19 protein-coding genes are annotated in these 17,990 nt (G+C 74.3%); 12 read left to right on the forward strand and 7 right to left on the reverse strand.

Annotated elements, in window-relative coordinates; translation table 11 throughout:
• Nucleotides 1-40: 40 nt before the first annotated feature.
• Complete coding sequence (locus VM242_03780) at nucleotides 41-829, reverse strand: VOC family protein (protein HVM04273.1); 789 nt, start codon at nucleotides 827-829, stop codon at nucleotides 41-43.
• Between the two features lie 194 nt (nucleotides 830-1,023).
• On the opposite strand from VM242_03780, the gene VM242_03785 reads away from it, so the two are divergent.
• The 3 genes from VM242_03785 (at nucleotide 1,024) to trxA (ending at nucleotide 3,589) form a co-directional block, all read left to right on the forward strand.
• On the forward strand, nucleotides 1,024-1,428 hold the full coding sequence (locus tag VM242_03785; protein ID HVM04274.1) for a hypothetical protein: 405 nt from the start codon (nucleotides 1,024-1,026) through the stop codon (nucleotides 1,426-1,428).
• A 28-nt stretch (nucleotides 1,429-1,456) separates the two neighbouring features.
• Nucleotides 1,457-3,133, forward strand: a complete 1,677-nt coding sequence (locus VM242_03790; protein HVM04275.1) for an AarF/UbiB family protein — start codon at nucleotides 1,457-1,459, stop codon at nucleotides 3,131-3,133.
• Between the two features lie 84 nt (nucleotides 3,134-3,217).
• Nucleotides 3,218-3,589: a thioredoxin gene (trxA, locus tag VM242_03795; GenBank protein HVM04276.1), complete on the forward strand. Its 372-nt coding sequence runs from the start codon at nucleotides 3,218-3,220 to the stop codon at nucleotides 3,587-3,589.
• A gap of 66 nt (nucleotides 3,590-3,655) precedes the next feature.
• On the opposite strand, the gene VM242_03800 is transcribed toward trxA, so the two are convergent.
• Nucleotides 3,656-4,708, reverse strand: coding sequence for a winged helix DNA-binding domain-containing protein (locus VM242_03800; protein ID HVM04277.1), 1,053 nt, complete (start codon nucleotides 4,706-4,708; stop codon nucleotides 3,656-3,658).
• A 55-nt stretch (nucleotides 4,709-4,763) separates the two neighbouring features.
• On the opposite strand from VM242_03800, the gene VM242_03805 reads away from it, so the two are divergent.
• Nucleotides 4,764-5,645: a hypothetical protein gene (locus VM242_03805; protein HVM04278.1), complete on the forward strand. Its 882-nt coding sequence runs from the start codon at nucleotides 4,764-4,766 to the stop codon at nucleotides 5,643-5,645.
• A gap of 125 nt (nucleotides 5,646-5,770) precedes the next feature.
• On the opposite strand, the gene VM242_03810 is transcribed toward VM242_03805, so the two are convergent.
• Nucleotides 5,771-6,277 carry a DinB family protein gene (locus tag VM242_03810; protein HVM04279.1) on the reverse strand — a complete coding sequence of 169 codons (507 nt, stop codon included), beginning with the start codon at nucleotides 6,275-6,277 and terminating at the stop codon, nucleotides 5,771-5,773.
• Nucleotides 6,278-6,576: 299 nt separating this feature from the next.
• Between VM242_03810 and VM242_03815 the strand changes: the two genes are divergently transcribed.
• Nucleotides 6,577-8,001 carry a glycosyltransferase gene (locus VM242_03815; GenBank protein ID HVM04280.1) on the forward strand — a complete coding sequence of 475 codons (1,425 nt, stop codon included), beginning with the start codon at nucleotides 6,577-6,579 and terminating at the stop codon, nucleotides 7,999-8,001.
• On the forward strand, nucleotides 7,998-9,452 hold the full coding sequence (locus VM242_03820) for a polysaccharide deacetylase family protein (GenBank protein HVM04281.1): 1,455 nt from the start codon (nucleotides 7,998-8,000) through the stop codon (nucleotides 9,450-9,452). Before VM242_03815 ends, VM242_03820 begins: the two co-directional genes overlap by 4 nt.
• A 347-nt stretch (nucleotides 9,453-9,799) precedes the next feature.
• Here VM242_03820 and VM242_03825 read toward each other — a convergent pair whose 3' ends face one another.
• Nucleotides 9,800-10,021, reverse strand: coding sequence for a hypothetical protein (locus VM242_03825; GenBank protein HVM04282.1), 222 nt, complete (start codon nucleotides 10,019-10,021; stop codon nucleotides 9,800-9,802).
• Between the two features lie 125 nt (nucleotides 10,022-10,146).
• Here VM242_03825 and VM242_03830 point away from each other — a divergent pair, with 125 nt between their 5' ends.
• From VM242_03830 to VM242_03850, 5 genes are all read left to right on the forward strand, one after another.
• A complete protein-coding gene (locus tag VM242_03830) occupies nucleotides 10,147-11,046 on the forward strand; it encodes a rhomboid family intramembrane serine protease (GenBank protein HVM04283.1) in 900 nt (299 codons plus the stop codon).
• A gap of 94 nt (nucleotides 11,047-11,140) precedes the next feature.
• Complete coding sequence (locus VM242_03835) at nucleotides 11,141-12,571, forward strand: FAD-binding oxidoreductase (GenBank protein HVM04284.1); 1,431 nt, start codon at nucleotides 11,141-11,143, stop codon at nucleotides 12,569-12,571.
• Nucleotides 12,572-12,638: 67 nt separating this feature from the next.
• Complete coding sequence (locus tag VM242_03840) at nucleotides 12,639-13,775, forward strand: AI-2E family transporter (protein HVM04285.1); 1,137 nt, start codon at nucleotides 12,639-12,641, stop codon at nucleotides 13,773-13,775.
• 88 nt (nucleotides 13,776-13,863) lie between these two features.
• Nucleotides 13,864-14,058: a hypothetical protein gene (locus tag VM242_03845; protein HVM04286.1), complete on the forward strand. Its 195-nt coding sequence runs from the start codon at nucleotides 13,864-13,866 to the stop codon at nucleotides 14,056-14,058.
• Between the two features lie 97 nt (nucleotides 14,059-14,155).
• The gene (locus VM242_03850; protein ID HVM04287.1) at nucleotides 14,156-15,220 is read left to right on the forward strand and encodes a sigma-70 family RNA polymerase sigma factor; all 1,065 of its coding nucleotides are present in this window, start codon (nucleotides 14,156-14,158) and stop codon (nucleotides 15,218-15,220) included.
• A 27-nt stretch (nucleotides 15,221-15,247) separates the two neighbouring features.
• Here VM242_03850 and VM242_03855 read toward each other — a convergent pair whose 3' ends face one another.
• The 3 genes from VM242_03855 to VM242_03865 all read right to left on the reverse strand — a co-directional run bounded on the left by VM242_03855 (nucleotide 15,248) and on the right by VM242_03865 (nucleotide 17,159).
• A complete protein-coding gene (locus VM242_03855; protein ID HVM04288.1) occupies nucleotides 15,248-15,886 on the reverse strand; it encodes a phosphoribosyltransferase in 639 nt (212 codons plus the stop codon).
• Between the two features lie 259 nt (nucleotides 15,887-16,145).
• Nucleotides 16,146-16,751, reverse strand: a complete 606-nt coding sequence (locus tag VM242_03860; protein HVM04289.1) for a cation transporter — start codon at nucleotides 16,749-16,751, stop codon at nucleotides 16,146-16,148.
• 114 nt (nucleotides 16,752-16,865) lie between these two features.
• The gene (locus VM242_03865; GenBank protein HVM04290.1) at nucleotides 16,866-17,159 is read right to left on the reverse strand and encodes a hypothetical protein; all 294 of its coding nucleotides are present in this window, start codon (nucleotides 17,157-17,159) and stop codon (nucleotides 16,866-16,868) included.
• A gap of 394 nt (nucleotides 17,160-17,553) precedes the next feature.
• Here VM242_03865 and VM242_03870 point away from each other — a divergent pair.
• On the forward strand, nucleotides 17,554-17,990 hold a 437-nt coding region (locus VM242_03870; GenBank protein HVM04291.1), incomplete at its 3' end, for a low temperature requirement protein A.

Genomic DNA, 17,990 nt, shown 5'->3' on the forward strand with positions numbered 1-17,990 from the left:
CGGCGGCGGCCGGCGGGCGAACGCCCACCGAGCCTCCACCTCACTTGGCGGGCATCTGCTCGTTGGGCGCGACGAGCTTGAACCGGGCGCCGAGAGGGTCGGTGGCGGCCGCCAGGCGGCCGTACGGCGTGTCCATGGCCGCCTCGACGGTGGTGCCGCCGAGCTGCTCGATCCTGGCCAGGGCGGCGTCCGTGTCGTCCACGCCGAAGTAGACGGACCAGTGGGCGGGGACTCCCTCCGGCAGGAACGCGGTGGCGTCGAAGATCCCGGCCGTGGCGGCGTCACCCGACCCGAGCGTGGTGTACCGCATCTCCTCGGTGTCGCTGAGGGTGGCGGTGTCCCAGTGGAAAACGTCACGGTAGAAGGCGACGGACCTGTCGTAGTCGCGCGTGTGCAGCTCGAACCAGGCGGGCGCGCCCGTCTCGGCCAGGACACCGAAACCCTGGTACCGGTTCGGCTGCCAGATGCCGACGAAGGCTCCGCCGGCGTCGGTCACCCCGGCCATCGTGCCCAGGTCGCCGACCTCCATGGCGTCGACCTGCACGGTGCCGCCGTTGGCCGTGGCCGCCTCGAGCGTCTTGCGGGCGTCGTCGGTGGCGAGGTACACGCTCCAGACGTCCTGCACGCCCATCCCCGGCTGGGCGGCCATGCCGCCCGCCACCCGAACGCCGTTGCGGGTGAAGTTGAAGTAGCCGCCGAACTCCGGCGCCGGCTCCTCGGCCTCCCAGCCGAACAGCTCGCAGTAGAAGGCACGACTGCGCTCGACGTCCGAGCTGGCGAGATCGACCCAGCAGGGCGCACCGATGGGGGCGGTGTCTCGTGTCGGCATGTGCTCTCCCTCGTGTGGTCTCGTGAACCCGTCACCGCTTCGACGGGCGGCATGGCGCGAACTCATCGGCGGTCGTGAGCGACGCCCTCGAAGGGGAACAGGCCCGAACGGTACGAGCGCCGGCCACCCGCCGCCGGGTGGCGGTGATACGCGACGCCGACCCGTGCCGTAGGACGGGGGTGACTCCCTCGGAGGTGAGCGCCCGTGCCCTGGCCGTCCTCCTGGCGGGGATGGGGACGTTGCACCTCGTGACGCCGGCGCCCTTCGAGCGCCTGGTGCCGCGCTGGCTCGGCTCGCCCCGGGCGTGGGTGGTCGCCACCGGCCTCGCCGAGATCGCCTCCGGAGCCGCCCTCGTGCCGGCGGCGACACGGCGGGCCGGGGCGTGGGCCGCCGCCGCCACGCTCGTCGTCGTGTTCCCCGGGAACGTCCAGATGGCGGTCGACGCCGGTGCGCCGACGACCCCCGTGACGGTGGCCCTGTGGTTGCGCCTGCCCCTCCAGGCGCCCCTCGTCGCCTGGGCGCTCCGCCACACCCGCCGCCCCGGCCCGCCCGGCGCGGCGCCGGATCGGGCCCGCCGAGGCCGGTCCGCCGGGGGTTGACCCGGCCGGCGCCGGGTACACGAGGGGCGTGGCGCTCTCATTGCGCCCCCAACACGTGGGGCGGTACCGGGACATCGTCCGGCTCCTGGTCAAGTACGGCCGATCGGACCTCGTGCGCGAGGCCGGCCTCGACGACCTCGCCGAGACGGACGGTTCGGCCGACGGACAGCCGCCCGCCCGGGCCGAGGAGCTGGCCGAGGACCTCGAGGCGCTCGGGCCCACGTACATCAAGCTCGGCCAGCTGCTGTCCACCCGGGCCGACCTGATCCCCCCGGCGTACGCCGCCGCACTGACCCGGCTCCAGGACTCGGTCGAGCCCTTCCCGTACGAGGACGTCGAGCGGATCGTCTCGTCCGAGCTCGGGTTCCGCATCTCGAAGGGCTTCTCCTTCTTCGACCACGAGCCGCTGGCCTCGGCCTCGCTCGGCCAGGTGCACCGGGCCCGGATGCGCGACGGGCGCGAGGTGGTGGTCAAGGTCCAGCGGCCGGGGATCCGGGAGCGGATCGCGGCCGACATGGAGGCGCTGTCCGAGGTCGCCACCTTCGCCGACGCCCACCTCTCCGCCGGCCAGCGCTACGGCTTCTCGGACCTGCTCCAGCAGTTCCGCCGCTCGCTGAGCCGGGAGCTGGACTACCGGCGGGAGGCCGCCAACCTCACCACGCTGGGGCGCATCCTGCGCACCTACGACCGCCTGGTGGTGCCCGAGCCGGTGGACGACTACACCACGTCGGTCGTCCTGACGATGGAGTACGTGCCCGGGCGCAAGGTCACCGAGCTGGGGCCGCTCGCCCGCATGGAGATGGACGGCTCGGTGCTGGCCGAGCAGCTGTTCCAGGCGTACCTCGACCAGATCCTGGTCGAGGGGTTCTTCCACGCCGACCCCCATCCCGGCAACGTCCTCCTCACCACGGACGGCCGGCTGGCCCTGGTGGACGTGGGGATGGTCGCCCGGGTGCCGCGCACCATGCGGCACCAGCTGGTGAAGCTGCTCCTGGCCATGAGCGACGGGAACGGCAAGGGAGTGGCCGAGGCGGCCATCGCCCTGGGCCGCCCGCTCGACTGGTTCGACCCGGAGGGCTTCTGCTCCCGGGCCACGGAGCTGGTCGAGAACGCCGAGGGCCTCAGCATCGACCAGATCGACACGGGCTCGCTCGTCATGGAGCTGATGCGCATCTCGGGCGACAACGGGCTGCGATTGCCTCCGGAGCTGTCGATGCTGGGCAAGGCCCTGCTCAACCTCGACCAGGTCGCCCACACGCTCGATCCCGCGTTCGAGCCCATGGAGGCCATCGAGGAGCACACCAACGAGATCATGCAGAGCGAGATGCGGACCTCGTCGGGGAGCATGTTCTCGTCGCTCCTCGAGGCCCGTGACTTCGTCGAGCAGCTGCCGGGGCGGGTCAACAAGGTCATGGACGCCGTCGCCGACGGCAACTTCGAGCTGAAGGTCCACGCCATCGACGAGGCCGAGCTGATGCGCGGGTTCCAGAAGCTCGCCAACCGGCTCACCATGGGGATGCTTCTCGCCTCCCTCGTCCTCGGTGCGGCCATGCTGATGCGCGTGGAGACCGACTCCACGCTGCTCGGGTACCCCGCCGTGGCGATCATCTGCTTCCTGGCGGCCGCCGGTGGCGGCATCGCCCTCATGGCATCGATCCTCCACTCGGACCGGAGAGCCCGGACCCATCCGGCCCGCAAGCCGTGAACCCGGCCCTGAACCGTGGCGCCGGAATACCCTGCCGGGTATCGACGTTCCCACAGTGACGCAATCTCCCCCACAGGAGGCCCCGTGGCAGTCACCGAGCTGACCGAGTCGACGTTCGCCGACGTCCTCGCCGAGAACGAGATCGTCTTCGTCGACTGGTGGGCGGAGTGGTGCGGGCCGTGCCGTGTGTTCGCCCCGGTCTTCGAGCACGTCGCCGAGCAGAATCCCGACCTCGTGTTCGCCAAGGTCGACACCGACGCCAATCCGGCGCTGTCCAGCTCGGCCGGCATCCGGTCGATCCCGACGCTGATGGTCTTCCGAGAGCAGGTGCTGCTGTTCTCCCAGCCCGGCGCCGTGCCGGCCGCCGCCCTCGAGGACCTGGTCGAGCAGGTGCGCTCCGTCGACATGGACGAGGTGCGCAAGGCGATGGCCGACCACGCGGGCACGGGATCGTGACCTGGTCCCCCGGCGCCTGACATCTGATCGGCCGCAGGGCCGCCCCGGCAGCGACTCGCTCGGGGGTCAGCGGTGGAAGGCGGCGACCCGCTCGGCCTCGTCGTCGACCCGGCGCCGGACGCCCCTCGGCAGCGGCTCGAACGGTTCGGTGCGGACGGTGTCGCCGTCGAAGCGCCAGGTCCCCGCCACCCGCCCGTCCACCAGGAAGCTGGGCGACGACTGGGGGCTCCTGGTCGAGAACAGGAAGGGCCGGTGCTGGTCGGCCAGGACCTCGGCCCGGCGGGCGTGGGCCAGCAGGACGGCGTCCCAGGTGGGCAGGAACCGGACCGGCGCCTCGGTCTCGGGAGCGGGGAGCGGGGCGCCGGGAAGGTCCAGCAGCTGGCGGCGCGAGGCGTCGCGGAAGCGCCGCAGCTCGATCGTGGCGGCCACGGCGGCGAACGCCCTGACGGGCACGCCCGCCCAGTCGGCCGCGTCGCGCAGCGGCGCCGGCCCGAAGGCGCCCAGGTAACGGCGCAGGAGCAGCTCGAGGCCGGCGCCGTCGGTCGCCTCCGGCGGCGGCGGCCCGATCCAATCCTCGGCCAGCGCGTAGAGGTCGGCGCTGCGCCGCTCCCACGTCCCCGACGGCGGCACCCGCACGAGGTCGAGCCACAAATTCACGCCGTTCCACACCGCGCTCTCGAGCCCCAGCCCGGCCACCAGGTCGCGCCGCCGCCGAGGCCCGCCGGCGAGTGCATCCCGGACCCGTTCGGCCGCCGTCTCGACCCGGGCCTCCATCTCCGGGCCGCCGCGGTGGGCACGGAGGTACCAGCGGCGGCGATGGGCGCGCACGGCGGCCGAGGCGAACCACCAGTCGTCGGCCGCCACCAGGTGGATCGTGGCCCGCAGCAGCGTGCCCTGGACCGCCGTCCGGTCCTCGAGGGCCCGCGTGACGTCCGCCCGCCGGAGCCCGGCCAGCCGGGACCACAGGCCCACGTACATCGACGGTGCGTACTGGGCCTGGAGGAAGCCCATGGCCCGGAGGGCGTCGGGCACGGCCAGGTCGGCCCGATCGAGGAGGAGCTGGCGCGACAGCAGCGCCCGGTTCAGGGCGCGTGCGCCGAGGACGCCGTTCCCGGACACGCGGCAACGGTAGCGACGGGGGGAACCGGGTGCCGCCGCCTACCGTCCAACGATCATGCGTCGTTCGGTCGCCCTCCTCCTCGCCGTGCTCGCCGCCGTCCTCGCCGGGTGCAGCGACGATCCGACGACCGTCGAGGCGGGCGACGAAGGGGCGGGCACCGGGCCCACCACCACGTCCGGGCCGGCGGCGACCGTCCCGCCGGCGGGCGCCGGAGCGGTGCTCCAGATCACGACCGGCGGGGGGTTCGTCCCCGCCGAGATCCACTTCGCCAACCTCCCGCAGTTCACGATCTACGCCGACGGCCGGGTCGTCGTCCCCGGCCCGACCACGCTCGAGTATCCCGGCCGGGCCCTGCCCAACCTGCGGACGGGCTCGGTCGGCGCCGACGAGGTCCGCCACGTGGTCCAGGCGGCCGAGGCGGCCGGCGTCGGGAAGTCCCTCGACCTCGGCCGGCCCCCGGTGGCCGACGCGCCGACCACGACGTTCGTGCTCGTCGACGGCGAAGGGACCCACCGCACCGACGTCTACGCGCTCGACATCGACGACGGCCCCGGCCTGTCAGCCACCCAGCTGGACGCCCGCCGCCGGCTCCTCGACCTGGTGGCCGAGACCGGGCGCCTGGGCGACACCGCCGCCGGGCCGTACCGGGCGACGGCCGTGTCGGTGCTGGTGCGGCCCTACGCCGAGGTGGACCGGAGCGGGCTGCCGGGCGAGCCGGCGCCCGCCGAGGTGGAATGGCCCCTCGCCGACGTGGCCAACGGTGGGCGCGAGCAGTTCGGCGGGCGCTGCCTCGGCTTCACCGGCGACGACGCCGAGCGGGTCCTGTCCGCCGCCGCCGACGCGCGGGCCGACGCCCGCTGGCGCTCGGGAGCGACGTTCTGGTGGCTCGCCTTCCGTCCCGAGCTTCCCGGCGCCGAGCCCTGCGCCGACCGCTGACCGTCGGGGCGACCGGTTCCGGCGGCAGGAAGGGGCGCTATGCGCCCGAGTTTGCCGCCGGAACACCGGCACCGGAGCTGCCGGCGCCGAGCCCCTCGCCGGCCGTGGCGGCGCTCCGCCCGTCCTCAGGCGCCGAGGAGGCCCCGGACGTAGGCGGCCTGGCCGACGTGCTGGAGGGCGTCGTCGGCGATGCTCACCAGGCGCACGCCGAGGGTGACGGGTGGGTCCCAGCGGCGGTCCACGATGCGGTCGAGGTCGGCGGGGGACAGGTCCTCCAGCATGGCGACGGTGCGCTCGTGGACGGCGCCGAGGTACTCGAGGAGCGCCTCCGAGGACTCCGGCCGGACCGCCGCCACCTGCTCGGCCGTGTGGCCGTAACCGTTGTTGGCGGGGTCGGGCTCGAGGCCGAACCGCCCCGCCCAGTCGCCGCCCACCCACAGCTGGTCGGCCCCCAGGATCTCGGCGACGTGGTCGTCGGCCACCCGGGCGACGTGCCACACCAGCCAGCCGACGGGGTTCGCGCCGACACCGGGCGCTTCTGTCAGGCGGGCGGGGTCGAGGCCGTCCACCGCCGCCCGGGCCAGAGGCGGGATGCGGCCGTACAACTCGACGAGCAGCGCAGAGACGTCCATCAGGCGCGATTCCACCACGCCGGACCGATGGACGCTCGCTCGACGCCGCCGGCCCGTGGGCGCCCAGCACGGTGGCCGCATTCGGCCGGCCGGCCGCCGGGCCACCCCAGCGCTCAAGGGGCGGCCGCCGGACGCCGATGGACTCCGGGTCCCAACGGTGGCCTCTACGGAGGAGGGTCGTCATCCTGGCGTCGAACGCTCCGAGCTCCTTGCCCTCGGGCTCGCCGGCCGGCGAACCCGACGTCGCACGCCCGGCCCCCCGTTCTGCGGGACAGCGGGCCCTCGCCGCCGCTCGCGCCGTGCTGCGCGGCGCCCTCAAGCTCGCCATCGTCGCCTACGCCGCCGTCATCCTCGGGTTCGTCTGGCTCACCAAGGACCTGACCTTCGCCACGCTGGCCCGCGACCCGCTGTTCGCGACCTACTCCATCGCCGTCGTCCTGTACGTCCTCGGGCGCTTCGTCGTGGCGCTGTTCTACCGGTCCGTGCCCGACCGCGGCTTTCGCCCCACGGTGTCGATCATCATCCCCGCGTTCAACGAGGAGGACGGGATCATCGGGACGATCGCCTCGTGCCTCGCCGTGGACTACCCGGCCAGCCGCCTCCAGGTGATCGCCGTCGACGACGGGTCGTCGGACCGCACCTGGGAGCGGATCCAGGAGGCCAAGCAGCGCTGGCCACAGCTGTACGCGGTGACGCTCGGGCGCAACTACGGCAAGCGGGGCGCCATGGCGGAGGGGATCCGGCGGGCGACAGGCGAGATCCTCGTGTTCGTCGACTCCGACTCCTACCTCGACGCCGACGCCGTCGTCAACCTCGTGCAGCCCTTCGCCGACCGCCGGGTGGGGGCCGTGGTCGGTCACGCCGACGTGCGCAACAGCGGCGTCAACTGGCTGACCAAGATGCAGCAGGTCCGGTACTTCTCGGCGTTCCGGGTCATCAAGGGGACCGAGTCCCTGCTGTCGGGCACCGTCACGTGCGCGTCGGGGTGCTGCGCCGCGTACCGGCGCAGGGTCGTGCTCCCGCTCCTCGAGGGCTGGGAGTTCCAGACGTTCCTCGGCCGGCCCGCCACCTTCGGCGACGACCGGGCCCTGACCAACCGCATCCTCACCGGCCACCGGGTGGTGTACCAGGCGTCGGCTCGCGCGGAGACGGTCGCCCCCGAGCGGCTGCGCGTCTTCTTCCGCCAGCAGCTGCGATGGAAGAAGTCGTGGCTGCGGGAGTCCATGCAGGTGCTGCGCTACTTCTGGCGCAAGAACCCCGCCGCCGCCGTCTTCACCTACGCCTCCATCGCGTTCCCGTTCATGGCGCCATGGGTCGTCCTGCACGCGGTGGCGGGCCGGCTTCTCGGCGGGGAGCCGGGCGGGCTGTGGTTCTACGTCGTCGGCACCTACGCCATGGCGCTGCTGTACTCGCTCTTCTACGCTTTCAAGCGCCAGGACGGGCTGTGGTTCCACGGCATGACGTTCGTGGCGCTCTACATGAGCGTCCTGGTGTTCCAGACCTACTGGGGCATCCTCACCATGCGGGACACGAGGTGGGGCACACGGGCGTCGACCGTCGAGCACGCCCGCATCGACCAGGGCCTGGTGGTCGCCCTGCCACCCGACGTCCGCCGGCCTCCCCAGGCGATGGGGGCCCGCTTCGGCCGGCCCGACGACTACCAGCACGGTCGGCGGGAGGGCGAATCGGCCGCCGCCGACCACGCGCCGGTCCTCGAGCGATGAGTCGGCCGCGGCACCTCCGGCCCCGCACCGGCTGGCTGCGCACCGCCGGGATCCGCCAGTTGGTGACCGGCCTGGTCGCCCTCCCGCTGTCGGCGCTGCCATTCGCCGCCTACCTGAACCTGACGCCCGAGGGCCGCCTGGTGCGCGACCGGGCGCTGGTCGCCCTGGCCCCGCCCTCGTTGCCCGACCTGACCGCCGCGCAGCAGGCCGCCGCGGTCAGGGCTGCGCCGCGCTACGAGGGCGCCGTCATGGCGCTCGCCTACCACGGGATCGGGTCGGCCTCGGACGGCGAAGGCGGGTTCGTCATCCCGCCGGGGCGCTTCGCCGAGCACCTGGCCACCCTGAAGGCGGCGGGGATGCGGACGGTCACCGCCGCCGAGGTCGCCGCGGCGTTCGACGGGGGTGCTCCCCTGCCGGAGAAGGCGGTGATGCTCTCGTTCGACGACGGCCGCACCGACGCCATGATGTTCGCCGACCCGCTCCTGAAGGAGGCGGAGATGTCGGCGACCATGTTCGTCATCACCGGCGCCGCCTCCGAGCCCGGCATCTACTACGCGTCCTGGGACAGGCTCGAGTCCTACGCCCGTTCCGGGCGGTGGGACCTCCAGGCCCACACCGCCGAGCTGCATCGCGAGCACGAGGCCGCCGGCGGCGGGAAGCTGCCGGCACTGACGAGCCTGTACGAGGGCGAGACCCTCGAGGAGTACCGGGCCCGGGTCCGGGCCGACCTGGCCAGCTCCAGCACCGCCATCGAAGACCACACCGACCGCCGGGCCGTGGCGTTCGCCTACCCCTTCGGCGCCTACGGGGCGGAGCGGACGAACTCCCCGGAGGTCCGTCGGGTCCTCCGCGACGAGGTCGACCGGCGGTTCGCGATCGCGTTCCACCAGGACGAGCAGGAGTCGATCCCGCTGGCGACGCCGCAGGACGACCGCCTCGGTCTGCGCCGGCTCGAGGTGCAGGACTGGAGCGGCGTGGAGCTGCTGCGGCGCATCGCCGCCGCCGCCCGCCGCACCGGCCCGTCCCCGGTCGAGCCGCCGCCGCGCCCGGCGCCCGTCGTGGTGCCGGTGCCGGAGACGGTGGCGCCGGCCATCACCGATCCCGACCTCACCATCCCGCCCGTCGCGACGGTGCCCCCCCGTCCCACGCCGTCGACGACCGCCGGTCCCCGGCGCCCGCCCGCCGCGGCGGTTGCACCGCCGCCGCCGACCACGGCGCCGCCGCCGCCAGCGCCGCCTGCGCCGCCTGCGCCGCCGCCGCCGACCACGCCGACGCCTGTGCCACCGACCGCGGCCCCCACGACCGCGGTACCGCCCGCCACCACGACGACCACCCGACCGCCGGCCACCACCACGACGACGACGACCACGACGCGGCCCGACCCGACGACCACCACGACGGCCCCCAACGGGTGCCGCTCGCGGGGCCAGGGGAGCATCTGCAAGAGCTGACCCGGCGGCCAGCCGGCCGCTCCCGCTGCCAGCCGCGCCGAGGGCGTGTCGGGGTCAGGCTGCCTTCTTGCCCGCCTCGATATGGGCCGGGAGCCGGCTCGTCTCCACGCCGCTCTCGACGAGGACCTGCACGGCCCGCCCCGTCATTCGGTGAGCACGCGGAGCACGACGTGGTCCGGGGTGTCCGGCCGGACCGCCGCCGTACCGCGTGGCGCAGCGCCGGCTCCAGCGCCTTGGTGGGCCCGGGCGTGAAGGGCGTGCGGCACGGGGCGGCGACGAGCCGGTGGCCGAGGTCCCGGGCCGAGACCACGACGGCGCCGGGCTTCGAACCGCTCGAACACGATCGCCTACCTCCTCCTCCGGGAGCCGGCGTGCTTCTTGTGCACCGCCTGGCGGCTGACGCCGAGGACCTCGGCGATGTCCTGCCACGACCAGCCCATCGACCGGGCGTTGGCCACCTGCAGATCCTCGAGCGTGTCCAGCAGCCGGCGCAGCGCGGCGACCGCCCGCAGGCCCACCACCGGGTCGGGGCTGCCCGCCTCGGCCGCCAGCTCCGTCGCCTCGCTCACGGCGTCATCCTACGTTGACGCCGCCGAGCTGTCAACCGAGATTGACGGCGGTTGACGTCGGCCCGGGCCGGCCGAGGCTGTCGGGCGCTCCCCGCCGTCCGGGGGCGGCCCGTATCGTCGCGATCATGGAGGGCCGGTGCTTCCACCACGCCGACCGTGAGACGGGGCGGTCGTGCACCCGATGCGACCGCCCTGCGTGCGCGGACTGCCTGACGCCGGCGCCCGTCGGCTCCCACTGCTGGCAGTGCCTGAAGGCGGCTCGGCCGCCGGTGCGCGAGCGGGCCCGGCGCTGGAACGCCCGGACGAACCTCTTCGTCACGCACCTCGTGATCGCCGCCAACCTCACCGTGTTCGTGCTCGGCCTGCTCGACGGGGCGTCGGCCGTAGGCGACCGCGGGGGGTCGCTGTTCGGTGGCGTCGAGAGCATCCACCGCAGGCTGGCGCTGTACGGGCCGGCCGTCGAGGGCGGGGACTGGTACCGGCTCGTCACCTCGGGCTTCGTCCACTACGGGCTCCTCCACCTCGGGCTCAACATGGTGGTGCTGCACCAGCTGGGAGGCCTGCTCGAGCCCGTGCTGGGCCGGGTCCGCCTGGCCGCCCTCTACACCGCTGCCCTGCTGTCGGGGTCGTTCGGCGCCGTCCTGCTCCGGCCCGAAGCCCACACGGCGGGAGCGTCGGGCGCCGTCTTCGGGCTCCTCGGCGCGGCCGCCGTGGGGCTGCACCTGAGGGGCGCCAACGTGTGGCGCACGCCCATCGGCACCCTGGTCGTGGTGAACGTGCTGATGACGTTCGCCCTTCCTGGCATCTCGATCGGCGGCCATCTGGGCGGGTTGGCGGGCGGCGCCCTGGTCGGCGCCGTGATGCTCCGCGAACCGGCGACGAGGGCGTCGATCCTGCGGGGGGCGGCCGCCGCCGGGCTCGTCGCTGCCGTGGCGGTCGGAGGGGCGCTGGCGACGACGAGGGAGGGGGAGGAGGAGGCGCGCTCGCGTGCGACGGAGCCCGTCACCGCCGTGTCACCGCCGTGATCCTCGTCGAGAGCCTGCGGGACCGGACCGGGTGGGCCTGTTCCGGCCGACCGGTCGTCGGTACAGTCTGGGGGGGCTACAGGGGAGGGATGCCATGAGCACGGAGGCGATCGACGTCACCGGTCTGGACGGCGGGACGGTCTCGTTGTCGGCTGCGGACCTGGACGCGTTGGCGGGCGGGCTGGACGGGCCGGTGCTGCGCGCCGGCGACGACGGGTGGGACGACGCCGTCCGCATCTGGAACGGCATGGTGGCCCGGGTGCCCGCGGTCGTCGTGCGGCCGACGAGCGCGGCCGACGTCGCCGCCGTGGTCCGCTTCGCCGCCGGCCACCGCCTGCTGACGAGCGTGAAGGGCGGTGGCCACAACATCGCCGGCACGTCCATCGCGCCCGGTGGGCTCACCCTCGACATGTCGCTGATGCGCCAGGTGGACGTGGACGTCGAAGGCCGCGTCGTCCACGTCGGTCCCGGCTGCATCCTGCGCGACGTCGACACCGTGACCCAGGAGCACGGCCTGGCCGCCATCCTGGGCTTCGTGTCCGAGACGGGCGTGGCCGGCCTCACGCTCGGCGGTGGCTTCGGGTACCTCACCCGCCGGTACGGCTGGACCGTCGACACCCTGCGGGAGGTGGAGGTGGTCACTGCCGACGGACAGGTCCTCGCGGCCGACCACGACCGCGAGCCGGAGCTGTTCTGGGCGCTGCGGGGCGGCGGCGGCAACTACGGGATCGCCACCCGCTTCACGTTCTCGCTCTTCGACGTCGGGCCGACGGTCACCGGAGGGCTCATCGCCTGGCCGGGCGCCCGGGCCGACGAGGTCCTCCGCGCGTACCGGCAGCTGACGGGCTCGGCACCCCGCGAGCTCACGGCGGTGTGCAGCGTCCGTCTCGCTCCGCCCGCCCCGTTCGTGCCGCCCGAGTGGCACGGGAAGCCGATCGTGGCCATGGTCCTCTGCTACACGGGCGCCGACGCCGGGACCGACCTCGCACCGGTGCGGGCCCTCGGCGACCCGATCTTCGACCTCGTCATGGAGAAGCCGTACGCGGCCCAGCAGCAGATGCTCGACGCCACCCAACCCAAGGGCCCGCACTACTACTGGAAGACCGAGTTCGTCCCGTCGCTGCCCGACGAGTTCCTCGACACCTTCCGGACCGCCGCCGAGAAGGTGACGTCGCCGATGTCTCAGTCGATGATCTTCCATTTGGCGGGTGCCCTGAACGAGCGGCCGGAGGACGACGGCGCGGTGGGCAACCGCGACGCCGCCTACGTCACCGGCTTCGCCGGGTCGTGGCCGCCCGGGGACCCGCGGTCGGGCGACCACCTCGACTGGGTGCGCAGCTCGTGGGAGACGATCCGGCCCTTCTCGACGGGAGGCAACTACGTCAACTTCCAGCTGGCGGACGACGACGCCGACCGCACGGAGGCCGCCTACCGCAACAACTTCGAGCGGCTCCGCAAGGTGAAGGCGGAGTACGACCCCGACAACCTGTTCCGGGTGAACCGCAACATCGCCCCGCCGTCGTAGGCGTCGCTGCGGCGCGCCAGGTGCGGCCGGACGATGGCGGCCGCGCCTTCCGGGGAAGGGGTGCAGCATGACCGAGATCGACCACGACGAGCCGCGCCCGGCGCCCGAGCGGCGTCCCCGCCCGGCCGTCCCGGCTGGCCTCGAGCGCGCCGCCGCCTGGAGCTGGCGACTGCTGGTCGTGGGTGCCGCCGCGGTGGCTGTCCTGGCCCTGCTCGGGCGCCTGCGCCTGGTCCTCTTCCCGCTCGTCCTGACGCTGCTCGTCACCCGCGTGCTGTGGTCGCCCGCCCGGTGGCTGCGACGCCGGCGGTGGCCCGCCGGGCTGGCGGCGGCCGTCACGGTGCTCGGGTTCCTGGCGCTGGTGACGGCGGCGTTCTCCGTGGTCGGGGCCGTGGTGGCCGACGAGGCCGGGGACCTCGGCCCCACCCTGGGCGACGCCGTGGACGACGTGGAGCGGTGGCTGGTCGAGGACAGCCCCTTCGACGTGAGCCGGGAGGACGTGGCCCGGTTCCGCGCCGACCTGGGGGACACCGTCCGGGCGGCGGCCGGGTCCTCGGGCGGCGCCGTGGTCTCGGGGGCGATCGCCGTGGTGGAGGCCGTCCTCGGGGTGGTGCTGGCCCTGATCATCACCTTCTTCGCGCTCAAGGACGGCGACCGCTTCGTGGCGTGGGGGCGCAGGATGGTCCCCGCCGACCGGCGCGACGTGGCCGGGGTGATGGCCGCCCGGGCCTGGGAGACGGTCGGCGGCTACCTGCGGGGGGCCGCCCTGCTCGGCTTCGTCGAGGGTGTGGCGATCGGGATCACGCTCGCCCTGGTCGGGGCCAGGCTGGCGGCGCCGGTGGCCGTGCTCACGTTCATCACCGCCTTCGTGCCCTTCGTGGGTGCCATCGTCTCCGGAGTGGTGGCGGTGCTGGTGGCGTTGGCGACGGGCGGCGTCGAGGCCGCGGTGGTGGTCGCCGTGGTCGCCGTCGTCATCCAGCAGTTCGACAACGACCTGCTCGCCCCCCTGGTGTACGGGCGGGCCCTCAACCTCCACCCCGTCGTCGTGCTGCTCGCCATCACCGCCGCGGGCGCCCTGTTCGGCCTGGCCGGGAGCATCCTCGCCGTGCCCGTGACCGCCGTGGTGGTGAACGTCGTCGGTGCCGCCCGGGGCCACGAGGAGGGCGGCGGACCGGGGGACGGGGAACGGTCGCCGGCCCCGGCGTGACCTGTCCGATTCGTCGGGAGGTTGAGCAACCCGGGGTTGCGGGGGCACACTTGACCCGGACGGGCACAGGTGGGTGCAAGGGGGCCAGATGCGACACAGGCTGGTGGGCGACCTTCGAGCGCTCCAGGGGCGGCGCGTGAGCGTGGCGCTGACGGACCAGTCGTGCATCCACGACGGGTTCCTCCTCGGTGTCACCGCCGAGCGGGTGTGGCTGGACAGCTCGGGCGAGGAGACGTTCGTGAGCCTCGCCGACGTGGTGGACTTCTGGGAGACGCGCGGGTAGCACCGGCGCTGCGGTGGGCCGTCCCGGCGGGCCGGCCGAGAGATTTCTGACCTTCGGACCTGTTGCGCGGCCCCGAACCGGCCGAACGTATACATCGATGACCACACCCGTCGTCGATCGCGATGTGGACCGGCGCATGGCCGACCTCGTTCGCCGCGGTGCCAGACGGGGGACCGTCGCCCTGTCGCGGGTCGAGAGGCTCATCGACGCGCTGGCGCTCGACGACGAGGGCGTCGACGCGCTCTACCGGCGCCTGGACGGAATGGGCGTCGTGGTGAGCGACGACTGCGGCCGGCGACGCGGTCGCGCCGCCCGTGCCGACGACGAGGTGGTGCACTTCACCACCGACAGCCTGCGCCAGTTCCTCGACGAGATCGGGCGCCACCCCCTGCTGACCGCCGAGGAGGAGATCGAGGTGGCGCGGTGGGTCGAGGCGGGCGACGCCGGAGCCAGGCAGCGCATGATCCTGGCGAACCTGCGCCTGGTGGTGTCGATCGCCAAGCGCTACCAGGGCCACGACATCGCCCTGCTCGACCTGGTCCAGGAGGGCATCTTCGGCCTGGTGCGGGCCGTCGAGAAGTTCGACTGGCGGCGCGGCTTCAAGTTCTCCACCTATGCGACGTGGTGGATCCGCCAGGCGCTCCAGCGGGCCGTCCAGAACCAGGCGCGCACCATCCGCATCCCCGCCGGCGTCGCCGACCGCGAGCGCGCCATCGGCGCCGCCCGCCGCGAGCTGACGGAGGTGCTCGGCCGCTCGCCCAGCGACGAGGAGCTGGCCGACGCCACCGGTCTGACGGTGCACCAGGTGTTCGCCGTGCGCGACGCGGCACGCGTCGTGGTGAGCCTCGACCAGCCGGTCGGCCAGGAGGGCGAGGAGACGACGATGGGCGAGTACGTGCCCGCCGACGCCCCGGGCCCCGACGAGGAGATCTCGGTCAGCCTGCGCAACCAGGTGTTGCAGGCGGCGCTGGCGGCGCTGCCCGAGCAGCACGGCGCCGTCCTGCGGCTGCGCTACGGCATCGACCGGGGCGTCCCCCTCAGCGTCCGGGCCGTGGCCCGCGAGCTCGCCCTCCCCGGGCCGCTCGTGCGCCAGATGGAGGCCGAGGCGCTCGCCCAGCTGGCCGCCCGGCGGGAGATCGACGCCCTGCGCGACGCGGCCTGAGCCGGGGTTTGGCGGGCCCGCCGGCGGTCAGCGGCGGGTCGACTGGGCCAGGCAGGCGACGACCTGCTCGTCGGTGGTCTGCGAGAAGTCGCGGTACCACTGACCGATGGCGTGGAACGGCTCCGGGTTGGCGACGCAGGCCAGCTCGTCGGCGTCGCCCTCGAAGCGGGCCGCCCACCCGGGCGGCGCCACCGGGACCGCCAGCACGACGCGAGCGGCCCCCTGGGCCCGGGCGACCTGGCAGGCGGCGCGGGCGGTGGACCCGGTGGCGATGCCGTCGTCGACGACGACCACCGTGCGCCCGTCGACGGGGATCCTCGGCCGGTCGCCCCGGAACCGCTCGGCCCGCCGCTCCAGCTCGGCCCGCTCCCGCTGCTCCACCCTGGCCAGGTCCTCGGGCGAGACGCCCGCCACCCGCACGACCGATTCGTTCACCACCCGTATGCCGTCCTCGCCGATGGCACCCATGCCCAGCTCCGGCTGCGCCGGCACGCCCAGCTTGCGCACCACGATCACGTCCAGCGGCGCACCGAGGTGGTGGGCCACCTGGGCGCCCACCGGGACCCCTCCGCGGGGCAGCCCGAGGACGACGACGTCGGCGTCGCCGAGGTGCTCCACCTCGGCGGCCAGCCGGCGCCCGGCGTCCACCCGATCGGCGAAGAGCATGGTTCGACCTCCTCCTCATCCGTCCTTCCCCGGCGTCCGGGGCTGCGCACACCGGACACCGAGTCCGCGGGCGCGAAAGGACCAATGGCCCTGGTTCACCGGCCCGGGTGTCGCCACCTTTCCGGCAACGCCGGACGCAAGGGAGCCACGGTCCAGGGGGATGGTCCTCGAGCGGCTGGAGTGACCCGGCCACCCGCCCTTCTGTGGACACCCCCAACCGCAGGATCGGTGCCGAGGCTCCACAGAACGGATGGGCCTGTCAGGCCGCCTCGGCCCACGCCCGGCCGGCGCTGTGGGCGGCGACGCCGCCGATGATCATGGCGGCGAGCGGGTCCGCCCACCACCAGGCGAACGCCGCGTTCACCACCAGCGCGGCGAGGATGCTCGACGCCAGGCAGCCGTCGAGGAAGGTGATGGACGCCTCGGCCCGGAACGGGGCGCTGGCGAGGGCGGTGCCGACCCGTCGCTTCCAGCGCGCCAGCCCGAACATGACGGCGGCGGTGACCGCCAGGAACACGATGCCGGCCGGGGACTCGCCGGGCTCGTCACCGGCGACCAACTGGCGGGCGCCGGCGACGATCAGGCAGGCGGCGAGGACGCCGAAGGCCACGGCGACGAGGCGCAGCGCCCGCCGGTCGCGCCCGTCGGGCTCGCCCGGTGCCCCGTCGAGGTGCCAGACGACGACGAGGGAGGCGAACACCTCCACCAGCGAGTCGAGCCCGAAGGCGATCAGCGCCAGGGAGCCCGAGGTGACGCCGAGCCCGATCGTGACGAGGACCTCGACGCCGTTCCAGGCGACGGTCGCCCACTGGAGCCGGCGGCCGACCAGGCGCAGCCGCTCCCGGCCGATCGGCGCGACGGTCACGGACGGCGACGCTCGCCCAGTGCCGCAACCTCGAGGCCCCCGGCGGGCGAGGGCCGTCTCCGGCCGCGGTGCGGCGATCGGGCGGGCCGGCACGTCGCCGGCCCGCGTCGGTCGTCAGTCGCGGCCGATGGTGTCCTCGTCGCCGGTCCCCGGGTCGGGGACGCGGTCGCCGGAGACCTCGTCGCCCTCCGGGTTGACGGCATCGGCCACGCCGTGGCCGGCCGCACCGCCGGCGATGCCGCCCACCACGCCGCCGACCACCGCTCCGGGGGGACCGGCCACGGCGGCGCCGGCGACGGCACCGGCGGTGGCACCGGCCCCCGTCCCCGTGCCCGTCCCGACCGGGTGGTCGTCCCGGTCCTCGGCATTCCGGTCGTCGATGCGGCGGGAGTCGTCTCGCTGGTCCATCTCGTGCCTCCTCGTTGGGACAACCGGCACTCGTGCCCGCCGCCGGCGGCGGTCAAACGGCTCGGCCGTCCCGGGCGCCGACCGTTTCCCGACGGCGGCTGCCCGGTGCGTCGCACGCGCACGGCGGCCCCTCCGGCCAGCGGCGGCGCCCGACGATGACCGTCCAGCAACCGGATTCGACCGCCGCGGACGACGAGTCGGGGACCACCGGCGCCGTCCGCCCGCCCGTGCTGCGCACGGCCGAGGACAGCGACAGGGAGCGCCAGGCGACGTGGACGGAGCTGTTCTTCGACCTCGTGTTCGTCGTCGCCGTCAGCCGCACCAACGAGCTGCTGGCGGCCGACCAGTCGCTGCTCGGCGCCGTGTGGTTCGCCGGCGTGTTCGCGGCCGTGGCGTGGTCGACTTCGTCATGTACGCCGAGCGGTTCGACACCGACGACGTGGTGCACCGGCTGTCGAAGGCCGCGGCCATGTTCGCCGTCGGTGCGGTCGCCTTCGGTCCGCTCCGACGGTGCGGACCACCGGCGCGGTGGGCTTCGCTCTGGGCGGCGGTCGTGGCCGCCGCCCTGCTCGTGCTCTGCCTGTGGTGGCTGACGTTCGACTTCGTGGAGGAGGGCGCCCCGGGTGGGACGCGCGGGCTCGCCTACGTGTACTCGCACCTGCCCGTCTACGGGGGCATCGCCGCCCTCGGCGTGGGCATGCAGCTGGTGGTCGAGTCCACGGCCGACGCCCCTCTCGCCGGCCCCGCCCGGTGGGTCCTGTGCGGCGCGGGGGCCGGGTACCTGCTGGGCGTCGCCGGGATCCGGGCCAGCGCCGACCCCCACCCCCGTGC

The sequence above is a fragment of the Acidimicrobiales bacterium genome, from assembly GCA_035540975.1.
In the GTDB taxonomy this organism is placed as follows: domain Bacteria; phylum Actinomycetota; class Acidimicrobiia; order Acidimicrobiales.